We start from the raw sequence: 21,698 nt of genomic DNA, 5'->3' as shown, positions 1-21,698 counted from the left end.
GCCTGACGCGCCTGGCCGGCAAACCGCCAGTCCCTGGCGTATTTGCCGCGCCGAGCCCCGGCTACATATGGTCCCACATCTGGACGCTTGACCCGGGCTTTTCCCAGAAAGAGCGGGCGGCGTGCAGGAAGGTGCTCATCGCGACAGGACGCTGGGCGGCCCACGCATCGGTTTCCAGCCACAGCCGACGCAGATGGCGCTTTTCCGCCGGATCTTCCAAATCCTTGAACGTGCTGCGCGCGTGCACGTGATAGTGGTTGTTGATAAACACCATGTCGCCGGGTTCCTGGCGCAGGCGCACCACCAGTTCATCGTCCCAGATGGCTTTCTCGAATGCCGCGAGGGCGGAACGGTCACGTTCCGTCAATCGTGGCACCTCCTCGAAGCGCTGGGCGCTGTGGACGTAGGGGATCAGGTCGAAACAGGTGATGACGTCGCCGACCCGGGTCAGCAGCGGCGCCTTGTGATAAGGCGGCTTGCCGGGCGGTTCCTCGCCGCGCCAGTCGATGCACCAGGGGGTGTCGAGCAGATGCTGTGCCGCCGCGGGATCGGTATCGACCAGCTTGTTGAAAGCAGAGAGTGCACTGCAAAGCTGGTTTTCTCCGCCCTGCGGAGCCTGTTTCAGGCACAGCAGGGCAACGATATCGGCGCCGTCGGTGTGCATGTCGAGATCCGCGGTCGTCTGGTATCCGCGTGCCATCGGATCATCCAGCGTGCGCCCCTCGTCGCGGATATCGCCCAGCAGATGTCCGCGGACATTCTGTGGCCACGGTATCCCGATATGGCTGCCGATGCCCCAGAAGATCGCGCTCGCCTGGTCCTTGGTGTACCGGGAGATGGGCAGCCCCTTGATATAAAGAAGGCCGATTCCCGTGCACAACCCCTCCTTGAATGAGGCAAGCTTTGCCGCCAGCTTCGGCATCGGAAATTCTTTGGTGCCGAAATTCGGAACCACCAGTCCCAGGGACTTCACCTGCTGCAGACCCTGGTCGAGTTCGGCCACGTCTTCCGGACTCAGCTGATAGGCCCATTTCGCCGACTGTTCGGTCAGGGATCGGGCCGTCCATGAGGCGGGATGATCAATCTTGGCCAATTGGGGAGCGTTCATGTCGGGACCTCGCGATTTACAGTGAATCGATCACGCCATCTGCCTGATACAGCTGCGGCAGTCGACTCCTGCGCGGTTAGCATAAAACAACGTAGGAGCGTGGTTTTATGATATGGCCCGTGGCTTGACCATGTCAAGCTGCGCCGTCTGCCCTGATGACACGCAGATGCCGAATTGCCGCAAACCGGGGTACTTGCCCATGGTTTGCCGCCCGCTGGATTACAATCCGCTGCCGATGGCACCATGAGCGCACGGTCGGCGATCGAGCTGCAAGGCGGTCGCCGGCTTTGGTAGCTCCCGACGATACATTGAGGAGAATTGCATGGCTGTCGTGCTGGCAATCTGCATCGCGGGGTCGATCTGGGCCCTGATGATCTACAACCGGCTGGTCCGGCTGCGAATCCAGGTGCGTACCGCATGGGCGGATATCGATGTGCAGCTCTTGCGTCGCCATGATCTCGTCCCGCAACTGGTCGCCGCGGTAAAAGCGTATGCGGCACACGAGAAATCCGTGATGCAGGCAGTGACGGAGTTGCGCACCCGGGCCGTGGCGCTGCGCAGTCCGGCGCGTCTTGGCGAAGTCGAAGCGGCGCTGGAACAGGCAATCGGCCAGGTGTTCGTGCTCAAGGAAGCCTACCCGGAGCTCAAGGCCAGCGACAACTTCGCGCAACTGCAGCGCGACCTGGTAGCCGTCGAGGAACAGTTGCAGTACGCGCGCAGGTTCTACAACGGCGCCGTACGCGACTTGAACGATGCGGTGCAGCGGGTGCCGGATACCCTGATTGCGCGGGCATTCGCGTTCGAATCGGCAGAGTTCTTCCAGGCACAGGACGCCGCGCGACCGGCGGTCCGGGTGGAGATCGCACCGTGATGTGGCGCTTGATCGCGGCACTGGCTCTGATCGCGGCGTCGGCGGTGCATGCCGAAGAACGCATTCTCGATTACCGGATCGATGTGCATATCGAGCGCGATGGACGCCTCGATGTGACCGAAGAAATTACCGTGCAAGCTGCCGGCGAGAATATCCGGCGCGGCATCTATCGCGACTTTCCCACCCGTTACAGGGATCGCTACGGCAATCGCGTGGTCGTCGGTCTCGACGTGCTCGGCGTGCAGCGTGACGGTGTCTCCGAACCCTGGTTTACCGAGCCGCTGGACAACGGCATCCGCATCAACACGGGCAACGATGATTTCCTGCCGGTACCGGCGCGATACACTTTTACATTCCATTATCGGACCACGCGTCAGATCGGCTTCTTCCGCGATCATGACGAGCTGTACTGGAATGCGATCGGCACGGGATGGGAGTTTCCGATCGACGCCGGCAGTGCCGATGTGCGCCTGCCGGCGGCGGTGCCGATCGATCAGCTGCGGGTCGAAGGTTATACCGGCTACCAGGGCGAGCAGGGGCAGGCCTATGTAGCACGTGCGGTCGAGCCCGGCCATGCGCGCTGGCAACTCGGCGATGCACTGATGCCACGGCAGGGATTCACGCTGGTCCTGTCGTTTCCGAAGGGTGTCGTCACCGAGCCGGGCGCGCTGCAACGCGCGGTCTGGCTGTTGCAGGACAACCGCGGTGTACTGGTGGCGCTGGGTGGCCTCGTGTTGCTGCTGGTTTATTGCCTCGGGGAATGGCGGCGCGTGGGTCGCGATCCGCGCCAGGGCATCATCATCGCGCGTTACGAGCCGCCCGCGGCGCAGACCCCGGCGAGCCTGCGCTACATGCAGCGCATGGGTTACGACGTACGCTGCTTCTCCGCCGAAGTGCTTGCCCTGGCAGTGGCGGGCTGTTTGCAGATCGAGAGAAAGAAAAGCCTGTTCAGTGATGAATGGCAACTGCAGAGAAGCAGCGCGCCGGCAGGCTCGGCGCTGAAGCCCGCGCAGCAGGCTCTGCTCGAGCGCCTGTTCGCCGGGGGCAAGCAATCCCTGCTGCTCGGCAAAAGCAATGCCGCGATTCTTTCCGCCGCGCGTCTGGCGCACAGCGCGATCCTCGACGCAAACATGCATCCGCGCTATTTCAAACGCAACCAACGCAGCCTGGTCATCGCCGGCTTCATTGCGTTGGCGAGCATCGTGGGCGCCTGGCGGATTGCCGGCAATATGGGGATTGCGGCGGTGATCGCGATCGGCGTGTTGATGGCGATCGCTCTTGCTGCCTTCGCTCTGCTGGTGCGCGCCCCGACTGCGGAGGGTCGCGCCCTGCTCGACGAAATTGCCGGTCTGAAGCTCTATCTCGGCGTTGCCGAACGCGACGAGCTCGCGCGCATGCCCGGCCCGGATGCGCCCCCGTTGCTCGATGCCGGGCGCTACGAGATGCTGCTGCCGTATGCGGTCGCGCTCGAAGTCGAGGATGCCTGGACCGAAAAATTCACCCTGGCCGTGGGAGCGGAAGAGGCCGCCGCTGCCACCTCCCGCATCGGCTGGTATCACGGCTCTCGTTTCAGCGATGCCGGCGGCCTGAGTCGTGCGCTCGGCAGCAGCCTGACATCGCAGATCGCCTCGTCCTCGAGCCCTCCCGGCAGCTCATCCGGTTCCGGAGGGGGCGGTTCGTCCGGTGGTGGTGGCGGAGGTGGTGGCGGCGGCGGGCGCTAGTGGCTGGATGCAAGGCGGTTGCTGCTTCGCTCACTGGACTGCGTACGGCCCGACGCAAGGCGCTTGCTGCTCCGCTCACTGGACTGGCGGCCCTCCGGGCTACCCTCTCTCCGCCCGGAGCCTGCTGCGCAGTCTCCGGTCCTCGCTCGGCGCTGGTCCTTTATGTTCGCTGCGCAGCAAGCGCCTTGCGTCTCCATGCAGTGCCAACCGATCAGCCAAATTGCGCAGCAACTGCCTTGCGTCGCGCGGCGGTCGTCACCGTGCGAGTGGTGCGGCAGCTACCCTGCGGCCTGATTGAGTGTCATCCGGATATGCAATACTCAATGACCTTTGCGGAATGATCGCGCCATGAAGCTTGCAAAAAAGATGCTTATCTACGTTCTGGCGGGCCTGCTGCTGGTGGTGGCGATGCTCGATGCCTGGGGCTTCCTGAGCCTCGGAACCATCGTGCCGTCCGCGGATGCGGCGCGTGACAGCGGCGCCAATCGGGTGGTGATGGTATTCGGTGCGACCGGTTCCGTCGGGGACGGCCTGCTCGAGGCCGCGATGGACGATCCGCAGGTGCAGAAGATCCACGTGATCACCCGGCGCAGCTCGCCGCGGATCGAGGCCGGCATTGCCTCCGGAAAAATCGAGATGAGGCTCCACCAGGATTTCACCGATTACACTTCCCTGGCCGATGTGCTGGCGCAGGTCAATACCGTGCTGTGGGGGCTGGGCACCTCCTCGCTGCAGGTCGACGATGCCACCTACACCAGGATCCACGTGGATTTTCCGGTGGCGTTCGTGAAGCAATGGTTGTTGGCAAGAACATATGCGCCGATGTCCTTTCACTATGTCACCGGCATGGGAACCGATCCCGGGGGCAGTGCCCGCTGGGCGCGCGAGAAGGGGCGCGCGGAGCGCGAACTGGCGGCGCTGGCCGATGGCAGCGGGCTGCGAACGTTTTCCTATCGCTCGGCTTTCATCCGCCCGTCCGCGGATGATGCAAACTTCCTTCACTATCTTGGCGAGGCCCTGTTGCGCCCGGGCTCGCTGGTGATCACGGCGACGGAGCTGGGCGGCGCCATGCTGGAAATCAGCGCGCGCAGCGATGAGCTGCCCAACGGCACCCTGGTCGATAACGCCGACAGCATCGCCTATGCGAGAATTTATCGGCAACGAAACCCTTGATCCCGTGCGCGGTCTGGTTTCCAGGGAGTACCTCATGCGCTGTCCCGGATTGTTGTTCTTGCTGCTGCTGTCCGCGCCAACGTGGGCGCGTCCTGTGCCCGGTCATCATCTGCCGGAGGGAGCGGAGCAGTCGGTGCGGGAGCGCGAGGTGGATATCGGGCGCCTCGAGGCCGATCTGCATATCGACCTGAAACGCCAGCGGCTGAGCGGTTCCATAACCGTCACCCTGAGCGCGCTGCGCAGCGATCTGCATACCGTGCATTTCGATGCCGCCGACCCTGTCGTCAGCAAGGTGGAACTGCTGGGTCGATCCGGGGCGGAAAAATTGTCCTTTGACAAGAAGAGCCGGCTGCTCGCGATCACCTTGCCGCCGGGGATCGAGCCGGGCCAGGAACTGAAAATCCGTATTCACTACAGCGCGCAACCCGATTCCGGGCTGTATTTCTTTGCGCAGACCGGCAACGAGAGCGCGGAAGCCTGGAACTATGGCGAGGGTGGGCGGCATTACGGATGGCTGCCACTGTACAACGATACCAACGACCGCTTCAGCGTGGACTTTCGCATCAGCGTTGCCAAACCCTATAGGGTGCTCGCCAATGGCACGCTCATCGAGACGCTCGAAAACCCGGACGGCAGCCGCACCTTCCACTGGGTGCAGGAGCAACCGATCCCCAATTACCTGCTGGCGCTCGATGTCGGTGAGTTCGTCGCGGTACCGCTGCGCAGCGCCACGGTAGGCGCGCGCAAGGTGCCGCTCACGGTCTGGACCCATCGTGGCGACGAAGCATCCGCGGCGTTCAGTTTTGGCGCAACACCTGCGATGGTCGAGTTTTTCTCGAGCAGATTCGGCTACGACTACGCCTGGGACAAGTACGACCAGGTGACGCCGAGAAATTTCAGCAGCGCGATGGAAACCACGACGATGGTCGGGTTTGCGCCCTACAGCCTGTCATACCAGGGCGGCCCGCAGGATAACGGACCGGAGCTGAATCTGGCGTTTCCGGGCTGGACCACCGAAGACACGATTGCCCATGAACTCGCCCACCACTGGTTCGGCGACCTGCTCACCTGCCGTTCTCTTGCTTCGCTGTGGCTGAACGAATCGTTCGCGACGTTTGCGCATACCGTGTGGAACGGGCACGCCCATGGTGAAGACGACCTCACCTACCAGCGTTGGCGCTACCTGAACCACTACCTCGATTTCGTGCGCGAAAGCGGCGTCGTGCGCCCGCTGGAGTATTCCGGATTCGATGTGTCGGATGATATGTACACGACGGAGATCACGTACTTCAAGGGTGCGCTGGTGCTGCACATGTTGCGGCGGATCCTTGGCGATGCGAACTTTTATCCGGCGATCTCCATGTACCTGAATCGGCATCAGTTCGCCGAGGTCGAGTCGCGTGACTTCCAGCGTGCGCTGGAGGACGCGAGCGGTCGCAATCTCGACTGGTTCTTCAATGACTGGATACGCGGTGGCGGTGGCTACCCCGCACTGCAGGTTTCCTGGTTGTGGGTGCCGGAGAGAAACGCCGTGGACCTGACGCTGGAACAGGTGCAGGCGGAGCTTCCATTCGAGAACCTGTTCGATTTGCCGATCGAGGTCGAGATCCGCACCGCCGGTGGCAGCAGGACGCACCGCGTGCGGCTGAACAAAAAATCCCTGAGTGTTGCTTTGCCGGTCGATGGCAAGCCGCTGATGGTGACTGTCGACAAGGGCAACTGGCTGGTCGCCGACATCCACCAGGAGGAAACCCTGCAGGAACTGGTATACAAGCTCGAGCACGGGGATCTGGCGAGCGCGCTCCGGACGGCACGGCAACTGGCGCAGGATCATGCGCGCAAACCCGCCGCCCTGGATGCGCTGTCTCGGGTGCTTGCCGATGGCAGCCTGCACTGGGGGCTGCGCCAGGAAGCCGCGCTCGATCTGGGCAGCATGGGCGGCGATGTCGCGGGTGCGGCGCTGGTTGCCGGGCTCGGTGATGCGGACCAGCGCATCCGGCGCGCGGTCGTCGTCGCTCTTGGCCGCCTGGGTGGTGCGCGGGGCGCCGCGGCGCTCGAGAAAGCGATCGAGCAGGACCCGTCCGAGGAAGTGGTTGGCGCGGCAGCGGTTGCGCTCGGTACCATGCAGGCACCGCGGGCCGACGTGGTTCTCCAGGGTTTGCTCGAGCGTGACGCGCGCTACTACGATGTGTTCCGCCTGGCTGCGCTGCAGGGCCTCGCGGAGCTGGAAGATAAGAGCCATGTGCCCACGTTCGCGCGCCATATCGGGCCGGCGGTCAACCAGGGGCTGCGGCTGGCGGCAATCGATGGCTGGTCGCGGGCCGCGCCGCAGGACCCCGACCTGGCCGCAGCCTTGAAAACGCTCGCCCGGGATCCGGACTATACGATTCGCGGCGCCGCGCTGGATGCGCTGGGAGAATTGCATCATGCGGGGGACATGGAGTTCCTTTCCGAATACGCCAAAGCCGCGTCGGACCGCAACCTGCAGAAGCGGGCCAGGGAAGCCGCGAAGACGATCAGGGAGTTTGCCGGGAAGCGCTGAAGCGGGCGCATCCGGCGCCTTCGCGGGTGCACGGAAGCACGAATAGTGATAAAAACCCCGGCGGATTGCCCCGTACCGCGACAAGCGTATTCGCCCTGCGGGCTCGACCCGTGATGACCATCGACAAAAGGGACCCGTGTCATGACCGAAAACAGCAGCTATACACCACCGCGCGTCTGGACCTGGGATGCCGAGAGCGGTGGACGTTTCGCCAGGATCAATCGCCCGGTCGCCGGCGCGACCCATGACAAGGACTTGCCGATCGGCAAGCACCCGCTGCAGCTGTACTCGCTGGGAACGCCCAATGGCATCAAGGTCACCATTCTGCTGGAGGAGCTGCTGGCGCTGGGCCGCAAGGAGGCCGAATACGATGCCCACCTGGTGAATATTCTCGAGGGAGACCAGTTCGGCAGCGGTTTCGTGGCGATCAACCCGAATGCAAAAATACCCGCCATGCTGGACAACAGCGTCTCGCCGCCGATCCGCGTTTTCGAGTCGGGCGCGATACTGCTCTACCTGGCCGAAAAATTTGCTGCCTTCCTGCCAACCGAAGCGGCGCAGCGGGCCGAATGCCTGTCATGGCTGTTCTGGCAGGTTGCCAGCACCCCGTATCTGGGCGGGGGTTTTGGCCATTTCTATGCCTATGCGCCCGAGAAATACGAATACCCGATCAACCGCTACACGATGGAGGTCAAGCGTCAGCTCGACGTGCTCGACAGGAACCTGGCCGAGCGTCGTTACCTGTGCGGTGAGGAATATACGATCGCGGATATGGCCACTTACCCCTGGTACGGTGCCCTGGTTACCATTGGCCTCTACGACTCGAAGGAGTTTCTCGACGTCGAGTCCTATACCCATGTGGTGCGCTGGGCCCGGGATATCGATCAACGACCCGCGGTCAGGCGCGGGCGTCGGGTCAACTCGGTCTGGGGGGCGGAAGAAAAACGCGTGCCGGAGCGTCATGACGCCAGTGATCTGGATTGATCCGCCGGGCGGATGTCACGCCACGCTGATATCGTCGCACACGGACGACGCAGGATTGCATGGCTCACGGATATTTCATTCGGTTGACGCTGCTGGCATATGTGCTGGTGGTGCTGGCCGTGCTGACGCTGGCACCGTTCCGTTTTGCCTGGCCGACGCAGTGGGTCGTGTCATGGTGGGGTGATGTCGGTGACCTGCCGAACAATATCCTGTTGTTCGTCCCGCTCGGCTTTATCTTCGGCCTGTTGCGGCAACGCACGAGCAAGCGCGCAGCCGTGTTGCGGGCATTGCTTTTCGCGGCCGTGGCAGGCCTCGCGATCGAAACCTCGCAACTGTTTCTCGAAGCGCGTCTGAGCTCGCTGCTCGATGTGATCGGGAACGTGTCCGGCAGCGTTCTCGGCGCGCTGATGTGCGCTGCCTTGCGCGTGCAGATGGACAGGCGGATGCCCGGCGTGCTCACCCTCGATCTGCCGCTGATCAACCTGTTGTACCTGTTGCTGCCGCTGATGTGGCTGGCCGGTACGGGTATCGGAGCGGATCGCCTGCGCCTGTGGGTGCTGCTGCCACTTGCTGTCACGGGGGCATTGACGCTCGCCGGCCTGTGGCGCTTTCGCCTGCAGCGCGCGCTGCGATCGCCGCGTTTGCAGCTGTTGCTGATCGTGAGCGCGTGGTTCATCGCCGGGGCCATCGTCGGGCTCGGGATCGCGCCCGGAACCGTCGCGATCTGCGCGACCGCGGTTCTGCTGATCGGCGTGGCGATGCCGTGCCTGCGGGGACCGTACTCCGGTGGCGAACGCCGCTTCGAGGCGCGGATTCTCGCCACGCTGTGGCCGTGGTACCTGGCATACCTGCTGATGATCACGCTGGACTTCCCGCCACGACTGCAGGCGCCGTTCGATATTGTGTGGATCTATCCGCAATACGGCTTCCAGCGTGATTTTGCGTTGCGCGTGGTCGAGCAACTTGGCGCACTGACGGTGCTCGGCTACCTCATCGGCGAGACTTTCGGTCGCAGCAACGCGCCCGCGCGGCGCGTGTTGCTGCGCAACCTGGTGCTCGGCGCTGTCGCGGTGGTGCTGATCGAAGTCGCGCACGGATTCCGGCCCGACGAGCGAGCCAGCGTGCTGCGGGGCGTGCTGGGATTGGCCAGCGTGTGGTGCGGGACGTTTCTGTATGCTGCACAACTCGACTTCGTGCAACTGCTGATTCATCCGCAGCGCATGAGTCAGCCAACCGCGGGGGTGCGCATATGAAAGTGTCGCGACAGCTCGCAGCCACGCTTTGCCTTGCAATGGTGCTGTTCTCTGGCGGCTGCAGCGTGTACCAGTCGCAGCGCATGGAGCCGGGCAGCGGGGCACGGTATTCCGGGCTGTGGGGTGTTGCGGGGGAGCGTTGGAGCGAGGCGAGCCGGTTGCCGGATTTTTCCGCTGCCGGTTACCGATCGGGCGGCCGCGAGCTGCCACGGCCACCGGTCGTTGCCAGCGTGCGTGATTTTGGCGCCAAGGGAGACGGCACGACCGACGACACCGCGGCCTTCGAGGCGGCGCTTGTCGCGGTTGATGCAGGGGCCTTGCTGGTGCCGCGCGGCAATTACCGTATCAGCAGGCCGCTGTCGATCCGGCGCCCGGGAGTCGTGCTGCGGGGCGAGGATGCGAACGCGAGCGTGATCATGGCGGCGCCGATTCATGGCGACTGCTCGGTGCCCAACCAGGGTCCGCCGAATTGCGCACCTTACCAGGGTGCGGCAATGTTGGAGATCGAAGGCACGGTGGGTGGCAACCGGCTCGCGACGGTGGTTGTGGCGGCCTCGCGTGGTGAACGGCGCCTGCGTCTGTCGTCGGTGGCGGGGATTCGCGCGGGACAGTGGATTCGCCTGACGATGCGCAATCCCGCCGACAACTCGCTCGGCTGTCATCTCTACCTGGAGCGCGGCTGCCTCAATCCGGAACGCCGGCAATGGTACTCGGGGCGGATCGTCGACTGGCTGGTGCGCGTCGAATCCGTCGCCGGCGATACCGTGACGCTCGAGCGAGCGCTGCGCCTCGATGTGCGCATGGGCTGGAGCCCGGAGATCCGGAGTTTCAGCGCCTCGGTCGAGGATTCGGGAATCGAAAACCTGAGCCTGCGTTTTTCCGGCGAGGCCTACGCCGGGCACAACAATGAACAGGGCCATTACGGGATCCTGATTCGCGATGCCTACAATTGCTGGGTGCGCGACGTCACGATCATCGACGCCGACCGCGGCGTCGATATCCGCGGCGGCTACAACACCATCAGCGGGTTGCAACTGCGCGCGGCGCTGAGGACTCCGCAGTTGACGGCCAAGGTGTTTGCCACCGGTCATTACGGTGTATCGGTGGCCGGTCCGCGCAGCCAGGATAACCTGATCGAAAATTCCGTCGTGCAGACCGTGTTCGTTCACAATCTCAGTGTGGCGAGCTTCGCCAACGGCAACGTGTTTTCCGGGATACGCTCGGCGGTGCCGCACTTCGATCATCACGGCGCCGGTGCGTACGAGAATCTGTACACGGAAATCAGCCTCGCCGACAGCGGCCAGGACCTGTTCCTCAGTGGTGGCCGGCGTCCCGACGAACCTGGGGGAGCGCGCACCACGCTGTGGAACGTGGTGTTTCCGGGCAGCGCCAGCCTTGGCCGGCTGCCGCAGGATCTGCCGGGGCTCACGCTGGTCGGTGTCGATGGCATGGCGGCTTATCGCGCCGATCCGACGATGCCGGACTGGTGGGTCGAGTCCTGGCCGGGTGCCGAAACGATGCCGCCCAATATCTACCGGGCACAGCGCGCGCTGCGTGAGCAGCGCGATGGCACGGGGCGCCGCTGACGCCGATCGCGACAGCCAGCCCCGCCGCCGCATACACCCAACGCCAACCCGGTTGGGCGAGGAGCACCGCAGCGACGATTCCGCCCAGCGTTGCCCCAACCGGGTAGCCCGTTTGGTCCGCGAATAACCCCATCGTGTTATCTGCCGGGAGCGGGAAGGCGAATAGCGGGTGGTATGATTCCGCCCGGCTTGATACGGCAATCGGCGCGTTTCCGCCCGGCTGGTTCGGACACAAGCGCAAGGAAGGTAATTCTTGAACGTCTCCATCATCGGTGGTGGCATCGGCGGACTGACCACGGCGCTGGCGCTGCAGCGGGCGGGAATATCCTGCACGATTTTCGAAAGCGTCGGTGAGCTGCGTGACCTGGGCGTCGGCATCAACCTGTTGCCCCATGCCGTGCGCGTGCTGGCCGAACTGGATTTGCTGCCGCAGCTGCGCGAGATCGCGGTGGAAACCTCGGAGCTGTGCTATTTCAACAAGTTCGGGCAGCTGATCTGGCGCGAACCGCGCGGCGTCGCGATGGGCTATCGCTGGCCGCAGTTTTCCATCCATCGCGGGCAACTGCAGAACCTGCTGGTGCGCACGGTAAAGCAGCGACTGGGTGAAGACGCGTTGGTGTGCGGTCACCATCTCGGGAATTACGAGAACACGGGCGACGGCCGCGTCCTGTTGCAGTTCATCGAGCGCAAGACCGGCGCCGTGCTGCACTCCCGCTCCACCGATTGCGTGATCGCCGCCGATGGCATCCATTCCCGCGTGCGTGCGATGCACTACCCGGACGAGGGCATGCCCCGGTGGAACGGCGCGATTCTCTGGCGTGGGGTGACGGAGTCCGGACAATTCCTGAGCGGGCGCTCGATGTTCATGGCGGGTCACCAGGATCAGAAATTCGTCTGTTACCCGATCAGCGCCGAGCATCTGCGCGCCGGACGATCCTTCAGCAACTGGATCGCCGAGCTGCGCTACGAGCCGCGGGAATTGATTTCACGCGAAGACTGGAACCGCCCCGGGGTGCTGGCCGATTTCCTGCCGCGGTTCGAGTCGTGGACCTTCGACTGGCTGGACATCCCGCGCCTGATTCGTGATGCCTCGTCGATCTACGAGTTCCCCATGGTGGACCGTGACCCGGTGGCGAACTGGGCATTCGGCAACGTGGTGCTGCTCGGGGATGCGGCGCACCCCATGTACCCGATCGGCTCCAACGGCGCTTCGCAGGCCATCCTCGATGCGGCCTGCATCGCGAACATGCTCGGGACCCACGGTGACCCGCGATCCGCTTTCGTGGCCTATGACGCCGAACGCCGCCCGAAAACGGCGGCCATCGTCCTCGCCAACCGCAACAACGGGCCGGAGCAGGTGATGCAGATGGCGGAGGAGAGGGCGCCGCAAGGCTTCGCGAACATCGATGATGTGATCGATCGCGCCGAACTGGAGGCAGTGGCGCAGCACTACAAGAGGATTGCCGGCTTCGATCCGAAAACACTCAACGAACAGCCCTGAGACGGGCGTCCTGATCACCCGCAAACGAGCGAGAGCACCGCATGGCTGCCTACGTGATCTTCAATTACCTGCAGGTTTTCGACGAAGAAAGGATTCTCGATTACCGCCGCCAGGCTCATCCCACGGTCGGGAAATACGGTGGTCGGGTGAACGTCGGCCCGGGCGAGATGCTGGTGCTCGAAGGGCCTGCGTCGTGCTTCATGATCATCGCGGAATTCGCCGATGTGGCATCCGCCCGCGCCTGGTATGAATCGCCCGAATACCAGGCGGCGCGAGCCATTCGCGAACAGGCCGCCGAAGTCCAGGTCAGTATCGTGCCGGTCCGCGACCGCTGAGAGCGCTTACTTGCCGGGCGTGGGCGGGGTGTATCCTGTTCGTCGATGGCGCAGGGCTGGCCTGCCAACCAGAAGGGATTTTGAATGGAACTCGTGGTCTTCGATCTCGATGGCACGCTGCTGAACCGTGATTCGGTGCTGTCCGAGCGTACCGCCGAGACGCTGCGCCTGCTCTCCGCACGAGGAATCGCCTATACGGTGGCCACCGGCAGGATGCTGCACGGTTCGCGCGCGATATTGGAAGGGCACGGATTCAGGTTGCCCCATGTGCTGAAAAACGGCGTGATGATCTGGAACCCGGAGTCGGAGCGCTACAGCCGCGTGAGTATCCTGACGCAGCGCGAGATCCAGCATGTGCTGGACGCGGTGATGGGCCAGCACATCACTCCGTTCATCTTCACCCTGGAGCCGGGCAACCGTCACGCGGTCTATCATGCGCCGCTGCAGAGTCTGGTCGAGGAAAGGCTGGTGAACCATCACATGAAGCAGACCGGCATCGAGCTCAGGCCCGCGGCGGAACTCCCGGCAACCGCGGACATCACCAACATCAGCGCGATCGGCGAGATGGCGCTGATCCAGCAGATCGCGCGCCTGATCGATGACGAGGAACACCTGGTCGCTTACGCGGGCACCGCGCTCGAGGGTGAGCACCTCGGCTGGATCGACATCCATCACAGCGAGGCCAGCAAGGGCGGCGCGATCGAGCAACTGAAGCGTGACCTCGGCGCCACGCGCGTGATCTGCTTTGGTGACAGCGACAACGATCTCAGCATGTTCGCGATGGCGGACGAGTCCTATGCGCCGATCAATGCCAAGCCCGAGATCAAGGCTGCGGCGACCGCGATCATTGGCCATCACGACGAGAACGGGATAGCGGAGTTCCTGCGCGAGCGGTTCCGCTTGTAAACGCATTCTGCCTCGACTCGCAGACCATTGCGGTGCCGACCGCGGCACACGGCCATATCGCGGGCGCGCGACCAAGTGTAACCCGGGTCCCACGACGTTTTTTTTAACCCGTGTTCCGGCCGCTCGGACGGTTCATTTTGCCATTCCTGTGGATGCAACTTGATGAACGCGACTCCGTTGAAGGAGCGAAGCGACGAGAACGGTGTTGGCTGTAACGCGTGTTTGGGGTTAAGACTCAAGTGCTTCAATGGATTCCATGAAGGCACGAGCCATCAACAAAGGCTCATCAATGATGCTGGATATACGACTGCACGCGTTTGCGTTTCGCCACTCATATTGAATCGCGCTTGGCTTTTTGGGGGGAGTGCATATACGACTGGTTATGCGACGCTTTGGAGTTTGTTGGCAAAATCGCGGCCGCTCGTTGGAGGAGGTAACGGTTTTCCGTCCTGTCGATATAGCGCAATTGCGTCTTCAACGATTTGGCAGAGTTCCGCAAATACTGCTCTTTCATCGTCGCCGTGGCACCCGCCGAGTACTAGTCCAGGTGCACTCCCCACGTAGCACTGGTCCTCATCGGACCACTCCACAATCTTTACGTACTTTGCTGTGTCTCTCATGATTTGGACTCCTCAATGGCAGAACGCACTGCACGAACCTGATAGTGTTTCGCGTCGTCACCCCGTTTCCCGGAAATTGTAACCGGTCGCGATACTTTTGGATGTACGAAATTCCGATGGCTTCCCTTGCCTCCCCGGCTTTCAAAGCCAGCGCTTTCAAGCTGACTTATTATTTCGCGAATCTTCGGTGGCATACGCAAAGCCTTTACGATGTCGTCGCATAACGACAAGGAATCAGCCGCGACGGTTGAGGAGCGAAGCGCCGGACGGACGGCTGGATCCGCTAGTTGGCATCATTCGCTCCACGAATATGGCACATCAGCAATTTGACCCCAGCGACAACGAACCAGACGGTACCAACTGTGCCACCGAATCCAGCAATAACGTACACAAGCCCAGCATCCTGCCATAGGAATATCCTCAGAGGATCAGTCGGGGCTAATGTCAAGGCAACAATGAGAGCAAATGCAATGGCAGCACCAGCGATTGCTGATATGAACCCGGAGGCGGGTACTCGCTGAACAAGCCGGTTGTGTGAATCTGTGCGTTTGAGGTGCTTTTGCAAAAGCAAGAGCGGGATCGCAACTACCGCAGTTGCAATGGCTATCGTCACTGCAATTATGAGCAAGGTCGCGAGAATCTTGAGCCACACTGGCACTTGGAACGGCCTCCGGGATTATGCCTAACCAATAATTCGATCTTCAAGGCAAAGCAGATTATCACATCGATTGTCACGCGCATTCCGCGACTCGGCGTCCGCCCCGCGCGACGATTCAGTTCCTGCGGCGGATCTGTTCCAGCACGGCCTGCGATGTCGGCGGCCGGCCGAGAAAGTCCTGCATCAGTCGCTGCGTGTTGCGCTCGGAGCCAAAGCGCAGGAGCTGCTCGCTGGTCCAGGCGTACCATCGGGGGTTGCCGGCATCGATCGGGCCGATGGCCTCGGCGGTGCGCTTCCTGATCTCCGCCGTGAGCACCGCGCCGAGTCCGTAATTCACCATGTAGCCGGGGCTGCCGCCCAGTTGCACCCGCATCGCCCACCACGGCATTTCGGGGTGCGGCTCGATGTGCAGAAAATGACTGGTGATTTCGGTCCAGACCAGGTTCGGGTCGGATGAGGGATCGCGCAGCAGCCGCAGTTCGAACAGCGACCAGGTCACGTCCAGGATCACGTTGCCGAACTGCGCGCGCAGCGCGGTCTCGGGCTCCACTTCCTTGCCGAGATATTTGCGCTGCCACTGCGGCTCGAACACGCTCCACGACGGCACGTCGGCAAAGGCCTCGGTGAAAAGCGTGTCCGGCCAGTCGGTGAAGGCGGGGCGGTTGCGGATCGCGCTGATGTGCACCGCATGGCCGTTCTCGTGCACCAGCTCGTGCAACGAGAACAGACCGCCGACGGGATACGTGCCGACCACGAGCGCGCGGGTCGGGCGCCAGCGGCCGTCCGCCTCGTAACGCCCGCGCACCAGGAAATCGCAATACGCGAGCGGCGATTTGTCCGCGCGCGCGGCGAGATCGTGGACCACGCCGAGTTTCCCGGGATCGGCGCCGAGATCCGCGTAGAAGCGCTGGTTGATCGGCACCAGCACTTCGGGGGGTATGGCCACGGCGAGCCGCCGGTTCGCCTCGCCTGTCGTGTAGCGAAAATCCCAGGGCTCGATCGGTGCCGGGTCGCTGGCGATGCGCCAGGCATCGAGCATCTCGATCAGCCAGCGTTCGAGCTCCGCGTTGGTGATGCCGATGGCCTTCGCGGCCTGGTCCACGTAGGAGCCGTTCTTCCTCGCCTCTTCGGCGGCCATGCCGATGGTGCGCCGGTACGGGCTGTCGGGTTCGTTGTTGCCGTTCAGCGCTGCCCACAGCGGCAGGAAAGCGTCGAACACCGCCTTGCGCCGCGCCGGTTCCTCGATGTCGTGCAGCAGCTGCAGTGCCGAGCCGCGGTCGATCGTGCGACCTTCGAAACGCATGTTGTTGCCGATCTCGCGGAAGCAGGCGCTGAGTACCTCGGTCATCGTGGTGAAGTCGAGGTCGGTGCGCGAACGATCGGCGCAGACAGGAGGGGAGGCGCCGTCGGAACTCGCGCTCGCGTAATCGCCGAAGGTGCGCCGCATCGCGGCGAGCGCGTTGGCCTGGTCAGCCGTGAGCTTCGTCTCATCGATCGCGGAGAACTTCGCGCCGAGTTGTGCGCGGTGGCGTTTTTCGAGCGCTTGCCAGGCAGCAAGATCGCGGCCTCCGTATTCCCGGTAGAGGCCGGACTCTATAGCGCCGAGGGCATTCGCGGCGTCGAGAAAGCGGAGGAATTCCGCCTCGGTCGCGGCCAGCGGATCGGGGGAGGGCGTGGTATTGTGAGTACAACCGGCGCTCAGCAGGAGGAGAAGCACCGCCACGGATCGAGATGTTGTCATCATGTCAGTGCGCTCTCCTCGTGCGTCCGGATGATCATGGATTTGCGCGCATTGTAAGCAAGTTTTCCGCTGGTTCCGGTTTTGTTTCGCCCGCACCGCCAGGCGATTCACCGATGGCGTTCTGGCAATGCGTGCAGAATTCCGGAAAAAGCGGAACCTGGCCAGCGCCCTGGTTGCCAAAGGGCTCGCCAGCGAAGAGCTACGCGAAATCTGCAGTGGTCGCCGGGAAAGAGTTGGTGCTGGATTGATACGCAGGCAAAACCCGGATAGCAGATTGTCATGTGGGAGAAAGAGCCAAATATGGGGCTGCGTTTTCATGGTGCAAGCGCTTCAATACCCGGGCACAACGGCGCCAAAAAGACACTGCCACCACATGGGGAAAAAACATCGATGACCCTGTTGAGCAAATACCAGCCGAAAATTGCCATCGCAGCAGCGCTGCTCCTCTGTGTGCCAGAGGTCTCTGCCCTGGAAGTCGATTGCACGGCTCTGAATGATGCGATTTCCGCGAGCTGGCAGGATTTTGCCGCATTCCGTGGCGCCCGTCGGGAGCTTCCGCCCGATCCGGAAATGGCGGAGCTGCAGCGCATTGAAGGCTTCAGCAGCAACCGCGATGAGTACGCGACCGAACGTCGGTTGGCCGCAGCGGCAATCTGTTCGGTGCTTGTGGCGCGGGTCGAGGATCCCGAGTCGATCATCAGCGAGGCGCGCTACAACTGCTTGTGGCCATCGACCAGAACGAGTCCCGCGCAGTTTGCTCAGATCAGGAAGGCATTGCAGGACTGCAGGATCCCGGCGGATGTCGACGAAGATGATCCTGATACCTACTCACTGATGATCGACCGGGTCGAATCCGGCGAGGGCTGGGGTGGCGTTTCCGTGGTGCTTGATCGGCAGGCGGCCAACCTCGATGCCGGCGCGTCAGTTTCGGTGATTCATGCCTTCTGCCAGGCGAAAACCGTCGGCGGTTGCGAGGACGATGACTGAAATCCGCCCCCGCTTGATCAGGGAATGCGCTGCAACTGAACACCGTTGGCGGGCGCGTAATTCGGATCGTTGGTGGAAACGTAGCTGTCGTTACCGACACGCCAGACGTAATCGTTGTGGATGGTGGCGCGCACCGGGGTGTTGCTGACCGGGTCGTTGTAGGTGTTGTATTCGCCGACAGCCTCCAGTGTGCGACGTTGAATACGAGCGTCCGTATCCTGAGTGCTTTTCCAGGTATCGGAGTAGATCTGCGAGACCTCGCGCAGCGTCTGCTGGCGGATCTGCAAGCGGTCGTTCGCTCCCCTGAGGTTGATTTCGTTCATGCGATCGTTGTGCCACCGGGTGATCCCGTTGGCTTGTTCCATCGCCACGCGATCGGCGGTTGCACGAGTGACCTGTCCCCACATATCGACCCACTGTCTGTTTGCCCGCATCGAATCACGCAGGCGTTCGCCGAGCTCGAAATCCAGCTGGCCATCGGGTGCGTGCTGGGCGTATACGTTGGGGGTCCCGGCGACGATGTTGCCCTGCAATTGGGAGAAGGTGAGGGTGGTGACCAGTGATTCGCGAAACTCCCGTCCATCCTGCGAATAGCCGATCAGCATCTGGCCGGCCTCGAAGTGCATCTGCGCACCGCCCGAGCCTTGCGCGCCCTGCGCCAGGCTTTGCACCAGGTCGGGGCGATCGCGGTATTGCAGGATCCTGGCGCGGCCGCCATAGCGCTGGTTGACCACCAGATCGAGATAGCCACGCACCGAGTTGATGGGCATGGGTGCGCAGGGGTTGAACGGGATTTCAGTGCCTTGTACCTGCCAGTTGTACCCGGGCCGGATTTCGAATCCGTGCAGGCCGTCTGCCGAGGATGCCTGCCAGCTCATGCGCATCATGTTGCCCACGCACTGGGTACTGTTGTCCCAGCTGACGCCGCCACGGGTTATCCATTCTGCCGGGATGCGCGCGGTACCCACCGATACCGGTTGACTGAATCCGTGGTTGTCCATGATCGTGACTTCCTGCCATCCGCCAGCGGCAGGTTTGCGCTGTACGCCTGAGGTGTCCGTCGGAGCGGCGACCCGGAAGGCACCGCTGTTGTCGGCATTTGCCGTCATGGATACCGCGACGCAATACAGCGCGCTCACCACCGAAAGAGACAGGGTGCGGCAAAGGCTCATCAGGATGCGCTCCAATAGTCGAAGGTGAGTAGTTACCATAATACAATTGCAGTCCACGATCACATGCCGCGCGCGCCCGTTCAGCGCCGCGCCGCAGCCGCCCGGCCCGCGCGCCTGCCGAAATAGCTCGCATCACCGATCGACATCCCGCTGGCGTAGCTCTCGGCGCAACGCGGCAGGCCGGCGGCTGTGCGTCCCGCCGCGTACAGCCCCTCGATCACGCCGCCGCTGGCGGAACGTACCTGCCCGTCCACGCTGGTGTCGAGCCCGCCCAGCGTGAATGCCGGGTACCAGACGTCGCTGTCGATCGAGAAATCCAGCAGCGCGTAGGGTGGCTGGTCGAGTGGCTGCAGGAATTCGGCGCTCTTGTGGAACAGGGGGTCCTCTCCCTGGCGCGCGAAGCGGTTGTAGGTTTCCAGCGTGGCGCTCAGCGTGCCCTCGGCGAAGCCGGCGTCACGCTCCAGTTCGGCGAAAGTCTCGCCCACTTCGATCACCTTCGGATCCGCGTACAGCGGCGGCTCGGTGAAAATCGCGCTGTCCACCACCATGTAGACCTTGCGCTCGGGCTGGTTCAGGCAATGGTGAGCGCCACGGGCGTGGTAGCAGTCCTCGTTGACGAAGCGGTTGCCCTGGCGGTTCACGAACACGCCCTTGCAGAACTCGCCCGAGGGATACCAGATCACCGAGACGAAGCCCTCGTGCATGTTGATGGCGGCGCCACCCGCACCGATGCCCATCAGGATACCGCTGCCCACGTCGCCGGGACCGCCGATCGGTGTTGCATCGCGCAAGCGCGGCGCGTACTTGTCGATCATTTCCCGGTTCATGATGAAACCGCCGCAACACAGCACCACACCACCGCGGGCGTGCCAGGCGCGCTGCTCGCCGTCCTGCCGGCAGAGCACTCCGACCACTCGTTCGTCCTCGCGGATCAGGGTCAGTGCGCGGGTGTCGTAATGCACCTCGATTCCGGCGCGCTCGATCGCCCGGGTGAGCGTTGCCATCAGGGTTGCACCGCCTTCTTCCCAGAAGGCTTTGGGCTTGTGCGCGCGTGGCGCGGGGCGGGCCGCCTGCGCTTCGCGGAAACCCTTCTCGTTGCCGGAATATGCCAGTGACTGGTACTCGGGGGTATTGGTGTGCTTGCCACCGTAGTATTCGGGGTTGAACACCACGCCCTGGCTCACCAGCCATTCGTAGTGCGCAATGCTGTCGCGGCAATAGCTGCGAATCTTTTCATCGTCTGCGTGCGGGCCGGCGGCCATGCGCACATAGGCTTCCATGTCCTCGGGCGTATCGGAGAAGCCGCATGCCGTCTGTATGGGTGTGCCGCCACCGAGGTAGATCTGGCCACCCGCGAGCGCCGTCGTGCCGCCGCTGCCGCTGGCCACTTCGAGTATCGTGACCCGCGCTCCGGCGGCATGCGCCTCGAGCGCGGCGCACGCGCCGGCTGCACCAAAGCCGATGACGAGCACGTCGGTGTGCGCGTGCCACGATTCGATGTGTGCGGCGGAAATCGGTGTGCAGGGATCGGTTTTCAACGACATCGGGACCTCGCTGTTCGGAGTCGACGCAGATGCACGCCGCTTCGCAACGCATATTATGACGATCCGCGTTGCCGGTTGATAACAATCCGTTCATCAAGCGTGGTGCAACGCAACCCGGAGCGCAAATCCGCCATCGCGAAGGCGATCCGGGAACAAGCGCACTGACCGCGTTACTTACTGTGCAACGATGAAGCTCACGCGGTCGAGACCCGTGTTGCCGGTCTGCGCGTCGTATGCGTATACCGTCGCCTCGTAGGTTCCGGGTTTGTCGATCCCGAGCGATGCACTGAACTGGCTCGTCTTTCCCGCATAGACCAGTGGCGTTATCCCGCTGCGTTTGCCATCCCGGGCGATCAGTGCTCTCACCTCGTAGCGGTTTGCATCCCAGATTCCCGCCGGTTCGACGGGGCAGCCGCACATCAACGTCACATTCGCGCGCAATTCGACGGTCCGGGGTAACCCGCTCAGCTTGACGTGCGTGGGTGGTTGCAGGATATCGACGACGAAACCCGGCATTTCCAGGACCCAGCCGTCGCCACCGGTGAGGTGCTTGCCAGGCACGACCCATTGCGTCGCCGAGACCCGGTTCGCGGCCTGGCGCTGGCCTTGGGGGCCGCTGGCGGAAATCTCGATCAGTCGCGGCTCATCCAGATCGAGCGTGGTCGAGAACTGCGCCGCTCCGGGCGTCGCGAGCACACTACCCCGTTTGTGATCGTGTTTCATGAGGCGGTCGGTATCTCCTGTTTCACCGCGCGTCAGGCCATCGGCGAGGAGTTCGCCGCTGTCGGCATCGCGTACCAGGATACGAACGCCGCCCATGCTGGTGCCGATGAACTTGGCGTCGCGAGCGATCACCCGTACGGTGATCTCGGTGGCTTCCGCCTGGCAAACCGACTGAAAGCCGAGCGCCGCGGCCAAAAGTGCAAGGACACGCAGGATCGAACGATGGGTGGTCATGATGTGGATCTGCCTGGAGGAATGTGGTTGTTGGCCCGC

General features: G+C 63.1%; 17 protein-coding genes. 11 read left to right on the top strand and 6 right to left on the bottom strand.

Translation table 11 applies throughout. The annotated features are described in order from the left end of the window. Window positions 1–61: 61 nt before the first annotated feature. Entirely contained in the window at window positions 62–1,108 is a 1,047-nt protein-coding gene (locus IPF49_19330) for a TauD/TfdA family dioxygenase (GenBank protein ID MBK6289739.1), read from the bottom strand. A gap of 322 nt (window positions 1,109–1,430) precedes the next feature. On the opposite strand from IPF49_19330, the gene IPF49_19325 reads away from it, so the two are divergent. The 10 genes from IPF49_19325 to IPF49_19280 all read left to right on the top strand — a co-directional run bounded on the left by IPF49_19325 (window position 1,431) and on the right by IPF49_19280 (window position 13,980). Then, window positions 1,431–1,979, top strand: coding sequence for a LemA family protein (locus tag IPF49_19325; GenBank protein MBK6289738.1), 549 nt, complete (start codon window positions 1,431–1,433; stop codon window positions 1,977–1,979). Beyond that, a complete protein-coding gene (locus IPF49_19320) occupies window positions 1,979–3,700 on the top strand; it encodes a DUF2207 domain-containing protein (GenBank protein MBK6289737.1) in 1,722 nt (573 codons plus the stop codon). Before IPF49_19325 ends, IPF49_19320 begins: the two co-directional genes overlap by 1 nt. A 348-nt stretch (window positions 3,701–4,048) precedes the next feature. After that, complete coding sequence (locus tag IPF49_19315) at window positions 4,049–4,873, top strand: hypothetical protein (GenBank protein MBK6289736.1); 825 nt, start codon at window positions 4,049–4,051, stop codon at window positions 4,871–4,873. 34 nt (window positions 4,874–4,907) lie between these two features. Beyond that, window positions 4,908–7,415, top strand: a complete 2,508-nt coding sequence (locus tag IPF49_19310; protein MBK6289735.1) for a HEAT repeat domain-containing protein — start codon at window positions 4,908–4,910, stop codon at window positions 7,413–7,415. 141 nt (window positions 7,416–7,556) lie between these two features. Continuing rightward, window positions 7,557–8,399: a glutathione-dependent disulfide-bond oxidoreductase gene (gene yghU / locus IPF49_19305; GenBank protein MBK6289734.1), complete on the top strand. Its 843-nt coding sequence runs from the start codon at window positions 7,557–7,559 to the stop codon at window positions 8,397–8,399. A gap of 83 nt (window positions 8,400–8,482) precedes the next feature. Beyond that, window positions 8,483–9,652 carry a VanZ family protein gene (locus IPF49_19300; GenBank protein MBK6289733.1) on the top strand — a complete coding sequence of 390 codons (1,170 nt, stop codon included), beginning with the start codon at window positions 8,483–8,485 and terminating at the stop codon, window positions 9,650–9,652. Further along, window positions 9,649–11,238: a hypothetical protein gene (locus IPF49_19295; protein ID MBK6289732.1), complete on the top strand. Its 1,590-nt coding sequence runs from the start codon at window positions 9,649–9,651 to the stop codon at window positions 11,236–11,238. The genes IPF49_19300 and IPF49_19295 overlap by 4 nt, the downstream gene beginning before the upstream one ends. A 253-nt stretch (window positions 11,239–11,491) precedes the next feature. Further along, the gene (locus tag IPF49_19290; GenBank protein ID MBK6289731.1) at window positions 11,492–12,739 is read left to right on the top strand and encodes a flavin-dependent oxidoreductase; all 1,248 of its coding nucleotides are present in this window, start codon (window positions 11,492–11,494) and stop codon (window positions 12,737–12,739) included. A gap of 41 nt (window positions 12,740–12,780) precedes the next feature. Further along, entirely contained in the window at window positions 12,781–13,074 is a 294-nt protein-coding gene (locus IPF49_19285) for a DUF1330 domain-containing protein (protein ID MBK6289730.1), read from the top strand. A gap of 84 nt (window positions 13,075–13,158) precedes the next feature. Further along, the gene (locus IPF49_19280) at window positions 13,159–13,980 is read left to right on the top strand and encodes an HAD family phosphatase (GenBank protein MBK6289729.1); all 822 of its coding nucleotides are present in this window, start codon (window positions 13,159–13,161) and stop codon (window positions 13,978–13,980) included. Window positions 13,981–14,596: 616 nt separating this feature from the next. On the opposite strand, the gene IPF49_19275 is transcribed toward IPF49_19280, so the two are convergent. Then, entirely contained in the window at window positions 14,597–14,794 is a 198-nt protein-coding gene (locus IPF49_19275) for a type II toxin-antitoxin system HicA family toxin (GenBank protein MBK6289728.1), read from the bottom strand. A gap of 579 nt (window positions 14,795–15,373) precedes the next feature. Next, window positions 15,374–17,002 (bottom strand): hypothetical protein, encoded by a 1,629-nt coding sequence (locus IPF49_19270; GenBank protein MBK6289727.1) that lies wholly within the window; start codon window positions 17,000–17,002, stop codon window positions 15,374–15,376. A gap of 387 nt (window positions 17,003–17,389) precedes the next feature. Here IPF49_19270 and IPF49_19265 point away from each other — a divergent pair, with 387 nt between their 5' ends. Then, window positions 17,390–17,986, top strand: coding sequence for a hypothetical protein (locus IPF49_19265; GenBank protein MBK6289726.1), 597 nt, complete (start codon window positions 17,390–17,392; stop codon window positions 17,984–17,986). 17 nt (window positions 17,987–18,003) lie between these two features. On the opposite strand, the gene IPF49_19260 is transcribed toward IPF49_19265, so the two are convergent. The 3 genes from IPF49_19260 to IPF49_19250 all read right to left on the bottom strand — a co-directional run bounded on the left by IPF49_19260 (window position 18,004) and on the right by IPF49_19250 (window position 21,659). After that, entirely contained in the window at window positions 18,004–19,158 is a 1,155-nt protein-coding gene (locus IPF49_19260; protein MBK6289725.1) for a hypothetical protein, read from the bottom strand. An 80-nt stretch (window positions 19,159–19,238) separates the two neighbouring features. Further along, window positions 19,239–20,702, bottom strand: a complete 1,464-nt coding sequence (locus IPF49_19255) for an FAD-dependent oxidoreductase (GenBank protein ID MBK6289724.1) — start codon at window positions 20,700–20,702, stop codon at window positions 19,239–19,241. A 174-nt stretch (window positions 20,703–20,876) separates the two neighbouring features. Continuing rightward, a complete protein-coding gene (locus tag IPF49_19250; protein MBK6289723.1) occupies window positions 20,877–21,659 on the bottom strand; it encodes a hypothetical protein in 783 nt (260 codons plus the stop codon). Between the last annotated feature and the right edge of the window lie 39 nt (window positions 21,660–21,698).

The sequence above is a fragment of the Gammaproteobacteria bacterium genome (assembly GCA_016705365.1).
Lineage (GTDB): Bacteria > Pseudomonadota > Gammaproteobacteria > Pseudomonadales > UBA5518 > UBA5518.
The sequence above is the reverse complement of the archived record's forward strand: the minus strand, read 5'-3'. Positions and strand labels throughout refer to the sequence as shown.